Origin of the sequence: Streptomyces purpurogeneiscleroticus (assembly GCF_020024005.1) — a bacterium.
Lineage (GTDB): Bacteria > Actinomycetota > Actinomycetes > Streptomycetales > Streptomycetaceae > Streptomyces > Streptomyces purpurogeneiscleroticus.
The window spans coordinates 1-5,226 of record NZ_NHSG01000282.1 but is presented as its reverse complement, the minus strand read 5'-3'; the positions used below and the strand labels follow the sequence as shown (position 1 = coordinate 5,226).

Sequence of the window (5,226 nt, the reverse complement as noted above, 5' to 3'; positions counted from 1 at the left end):
GGTCGGCGCGGGCGCGGCGGACCGCGCGCGGCGAGCGGCGAGCGCGGCCAGCTCCGTGCTGCGCCCGGTGCCGGGGTCGCCGACGAGGGCGAGGACCCGCGCCGCCGGGGCGCCCACCGGAGTACCCACTGAAGCGCCCACCGCGCCGGTCCCCGGATCGGCCACCGCGGCACACGCCCCGAACGCGGTGAACTCCTCCGCCACATCGGGCCGTTCGACCGGCTCCCGCCACAGACCGGGGCCGCCCGCCGTTCCCATGGCGGTCGTGGTGAGGGCCAGCAGACCGGCCAGGTTGAGGTCCGGGCCGTACGCGGGAACGGTCGCGGCGTTACGGGCCAGCAGCGCGGCGAGCGGCCCCCGCGGATCGGCCGCCGCCGCGGCGTGCAGCGGAATCGCGAACCCGCGCGGCACGGCCTCCCCCTCCACGTACGGCAGCAGCCCCGTGCTCCCCGCCGGCCGCCCGCGGTGCAGTGCCGTGCCCACCACGGCCAGTACGGCCCCCGTTCCGGCGTCGGTCACCAGCCCGCCGACGGCCGGGCCGCCCAGCCGCAGGGCCTCGCCGGCCGGTCCGGGCACGGCCAGCTCGACCGCGTCGGGCAGGTGGTGGCGGCGGTCGGTCGCGGTGTAGACGACGGCGGCGCGCCCCACGACGCGCGCCACCGGCACGCCGGCCGGCTCCGCAGGCGCCCCGGCCGGGTCCCCCGGCGCACCGTCCCGGTCCCCGTCCACGTACAGCCGTACCTCCGTCCCCGGCCCCGGGCGCCCCGCGGCGACCGGGAGCGGCGGCAGGCCGAGGCCGGTGGTCCGGACGAGGGCGAGGCCGGACTCCGGGAGCGGGGTGACGGCGTCCGCGCCGATCGCGCAGGTCCGTCCGGCCGCGCCCTGCAGGACCAGGCGGGCCAGCCCGTCGACCGCTTCGTGGCTGGTCAGCAGGGTGCCGTCGAGGTCGGCGAGGAAGCCCGTGCCGCGCGGCCGCCCCGCCAGGTCGCGGATGCGCACCAGCGCCTCCGCCGCGTCGGCCGCCTGGACCACCATCGCCGTACCTCCCGCCGTCGCCGAAGATCCGGCTCCGCGCGCCGCTCACCTCGGGCGACGCGCGTACCGGGTCATTTCGACCGTAGGCAGCCGGTGATCGTCCTGGACAGGGCGCATGGCCAACGCGCCCCCGTCCACGCCCGCGGTTCGCTCCGAGCGCCCGGCCGATGGGGTGAATACGCCGCCGCCCCGCATACGACTACGTCCCGCATACGACCGCGTCCCGTGAGCCTCGGGCTCACGGGACGCGGACAGGGCACATCACAGGGACGTCAGACGAAGACCGCCAGGCTCTTCGCCTTGCCGCCCTTGTTCTCCAGCAGCGCGAGGAACGTGCCGTCCGGTGCGAACGCGGCGACCGCGCCGTCCGTGTCGAAGAGCGGCATCGGAATGCGCGCGCCGTTGCCGAGCAGCTTGGCCTGCTGCGCGGTGACGTCCCAGCGCGGGAACGCCGCGGCCGCCGCCTCGCCGATCGGCATGATCGGCAGGCCGCCGCCCTCGGGCTCGTCCACGGCCGCCTGCAGCTGCTCCAGCGTGCGGGCCCTGTCCAGCTTGTACGGGCCGACGCGGGTGCGGCGCAGCGCCGTGAGGTGGCCGCCGGTGCCCAGACCCGCGCCGATGTCACGGGCCAGCGCGCGGATGTACGTACCGGAGGAGCACTCCACGGAGATCAGCAGGTCCGTGACGGGGGTGCCGTCGTCGGCCTCGGTCTCGTGGACGGAGTGCAGCACGAAGGAGGAGACGGTGACCGGGCGGGCCGGGATCTCCACCTCTTCGCCGCCGCGCACCCGCGCGTACGACCGCTTGCCGTCGATCTTGATCGCACTGACCTTCGACGGCACCTGCATGATGTCGCCCGTCAGCTTGTCGATCTCCGCCTGGATCGCGTCCCGCGCGACGTCCTTCGCGCCCCTGGACTCGGTGATCTCGCCCTCGGCGTCGTCGGTGACGGTGGTCTGGCCGAGCCGGACCGTGCCGACGTACTCCTTCTCCGTCAGCGCGAGGTGACCGAGCAGCTTCGTGGCGCGCTCGACACCGAGGACGAGCACGCCGGTCGCCATCGGGTCCAGCGTGCCGGCGTGCCCGATGCGGCGGGTGCGCGCCATACCGCGCATCTTCGCCACGACGTCGTGCGAGGTGAAGCCGGCCGGCTTGTCGACGATGACCAAGCCGTCCGGCACATTGACCTTCTGCTTCATTCGGCGGCGTTGTCCTCGTCGTCGTCCTCGCCCGGCTTGCGGTACGGGTCGGCCTCACCGGCGTAGTCGGCGCCCGAGGACACCTCGCGGACCTTGGCGTCGGAGGCCCGCGCCTTGTCCAGCAGGTCCTCGATGGTCCGGGCGTTCTCCGGGAGGGCGTCCGCCACGAACGTCAGGGTCGGCGTGAACTTGGTGCCCGCGGCACGCCCGACCTCGGAGCGCAGGATGCCCTTGGCGCTCTCCAGTCCGGCCGCGGCGCTGGCCCGGTCCTCGTCGTCGCCGTAGACCGTGTAGAAGACCGTTGCCTCCCGCAGGTCGCCGGTGACCCGGGTGTCCGTGATGGTCACGTGCGTGCCGAGCCGCGGGTCCTTGACACCGCGCTGCAGCTTCTGGGCGACCACCTCCCGGATGAGGTCCGCCAGCCTCTTCGCCCGCGCATTGTCGGCCACTGGTCGTCTCCTTCTAGTTTCTTTCCACCATGGTGCTTGCGGCGCCGACGGCCCGCACGGCCGGCCGGTCGCCCGGCAGGCCGTCGCGTCACTCGTCGTGGTCGCCGTGGAACCGCCGCCGTACCGACAGCAGCTCCACTTCGGGACGTGCGGCGACCAGTCGCTCGCAGCGGTCCAGTACGTCTGTGAGGTGCCCCGCGTCGCCGGAGACCGCCGCCAGGCCGATCGTGACCCGGCGGTAGAGGTCCTGTTCGCCGACCTCCGCCACGCTGACCGCGTACTTGCGGTGCAGTTCGGCGACGATCGGGCGGACGACGGAGCGCTTCTCCTTCAGCGACCGTACGTCGCCGAGGAGGAGGTCGAAGGACAGTGTCCCTACGTACATGCAGTACGGGTAAGCCACCCGGGGGGCGTGAGGTGTACGGGTCACTGGAACCGTACACGGAACGGCCGGGGCCGATCGACGGATTTCCATCCGACGACCGGCCCCGGTGTGCGAGTTGCGATCAGCCGCGCGGCTTCTCGCGCATCTCGTACGTCGCGATGACGTCGTCGACCTTGATGTCGTTGAAGTTGCCGAGGTTGATACCGCCCTCGAACCCTTCGCGGATCTCGGTGACGTCGTCCTTGAAGCGGCGCAGACCCTCGATGTTGAGGTTCTCCGCGATGACCTTGCCGTCGCGGACCAGGCGCGCCTTGGTGTTGCGCTTGACCTCGCCGGACCGGATGAGGACACCCGCGATGTTGCCCAGCTTGGACGACTTGAAGACCTCGCGGATCTCCGCCGTGCCGAGCTCGACCTCCTCGTACTCCGGCTTCAGCATGCCCTTCAGGGCCGCCTCGATCTCCTCGATCGCCTGGTAGATGACCGAGTAGTACCGGACGTCGACGCCCTCGCGCTCGGCCATCTGCGTCGCGCGGCCTTCGGCGCGGACGTTGAAGCCGATGACGATCGCGTCGGAGCCGGACGCCAGGTTGATGTCGGACTCGGTGACCGCACCCACGCCGCGGTGCAGCACGCGGATGTCGACCTCCTCGCCCACGTCGAGCTGGAGCAGCGAGCTCTCCAGGGCCTCGACCGAACCGGACGCGTCGCCCTTGATGATGAGGTTGAGCTGCTGGACCTCGCCGGCCTTGAGCACCTTGTCCAGGTCCTCGAGGGACACGCGACGGGTGCGCTTGGCGAAGGCGGCGTTGCGCTCGCGCGCCGCGCGCTTCTCGGCGATCTGACGGGCCGTGCGGTCCTCGTCGACAACCAGGAAGTTGTCGCCGGCGCCCGGCACGTTGGTCAGACCCAGCACCAGGACGGGGGTCGAGGGACCCGCTTCCTGGATGTTGTTGCCCTTGTCGTCGAGCATCGCGCGGACTCGGCCGTACGCGTCGCCGACGACCATCGTCTCGCCGACCCGCAGGGTGCCTCGCTGGACGAGGACGGTCGCCACGGCGCCGCGGCCGCGGTCGAGGTGGGCCTCGATCGCAATACCCTGCGCGTCCTGCTCGGCGTTGGCCCGCAGGTCGAGCGAGGCGTCCGCGGTGAGGACCACGGCCTCCAGCAGGCTGTCGATGTTCTCGCCCTGCTTGGCGGAGATGTCGACGAACATGGTGTCGCCGCCGTACTCCTCGGCCACCAGACCGAACTCGGTGAGCTGACCGCGCACCTTGGTCGGGTCGGCGCCCTCGACGTCGATCTTGTTGACCGCGACCACGATCGGCACGTCGGCCGCCTTGGCGTGGTTCAGCGCCTCGATCGTCTGCGGCATGACACCGTCGTTGGCCGCCACCACGAGGATCGCGATGTCGGTCGACTTCGCACCACGGGCACGCATGGCGGTGAACGCCTCGTGACCCGGGGTGTCGATGAAGGTGAGGCGACGCTCTTCGTCGTTCACCTCGGTCGCGACCTGGTACGCACCGATGTGCTGCGTGATGCCGCCGGCCTCGCCCGCGATGACGTTCGTCTTGCGGATCGCGTCCAGCAGTCGGGTCTTACCGTGGTCGACGTGACCCATGACGGTCACGACCGGCGGACGGGAGACGAGCATCTCCTCGCCGCCCTCGTTCTCGCCGAACTCGATGTCGAAGGACTCGAGAAGCTCGCGGTCCTCCTCCTCCGGGCTGACGATCTCGACGACGTAGTTCATCTCGTCGGCGAGCAGCTGCAGCGTCTCGTCGGACACGGACTGGGTCGCGGTGACCATCTCACCCAGGTTCAGCATGACCTGGACGAGGGACGCCGGGTTGGCGTTGATCTTCTCCGCGAAGTCCGTCAGCGAGGCACCGCGCGACAGGCGAACCGTCGCACCATTGCCGCGCGGCAGCATGATGCCGCCGACCGACGGGGCCTGCATGGCCTCGTACTCCTGACGCCTCTGCCGCTTCGACTTGCGACCGCGACGCGCGGGACCGCCGGGACGGCCGAAGGCGCCCTGCGTGCCACCACGGCCACCGGGACCGCCGGGACGGCCACCGAAGCCGGGACGGCCGCCGAAGCCGCCGCCACCGGGACGGCCGGGAGCGCCGCCGCCACCACCGGGACGGCCGGC

4 protein-coding genes and 1 pseudogene are annotated in these 5,226 nt (G+C 72.0%); all 5 read right to left on the bottom strand.

Translation table 11 applies throughout. From position 1 onward, the window contains the following. A pseudogene (locus CCS38_RS18135) lies at positions 1-1,035 on the bottom strand (hypothetical protein); the annotation flags it as partial. A 272-nt stretch (positions 1,036-1,307) separates the two neighbouring features. Further along, a complete protein-coding gene (truB, locus tag CCS38_RS18130; RefSeq protein WP_223734333.1) occupies positions 1,308-2,234 on the bottom strand; it encodes a tRNA pseudouridine(55) synthase TruB in 927 nt (308 codons plus the stop codon). Then, positions 2,231-2,683, bottom strand: coding sequence for a 30S ribosome-binding factor RbfA (gene rbfA, locus CCS38_RS18125; RefSeq protein WP_030266400.1), 453 nt, complete (start codon positions 2,681-2,683; stop codon positions 2,231-2,233). The genes truB and rbfA overlap by 4 nt, the downstream gene beginning before the upstream one ends. 88 nt (positions 2,684-2,771) lie before the next feature. Beyond that, entirely contained in the window at positions 2,772-3,068 is a 297-nt protein-coding gene (locus CCS38_RS18120) for a DUF503 domain-containing protein (RefSeq protein WP_030266404.1), read from the bottom strand. A 121-nt stretch (positions 3,069-3,189) separates the two neighbouring features. Then, positions 3,190-5,226, bottom strand: a 2,037-nt coding sequence (infB, locus tag CCS38_RS18115; RefSeq protein WP_223734332.1) for a translation initiation factor IF-2, incomplete at its 5' end; no start/stop codon positions are given.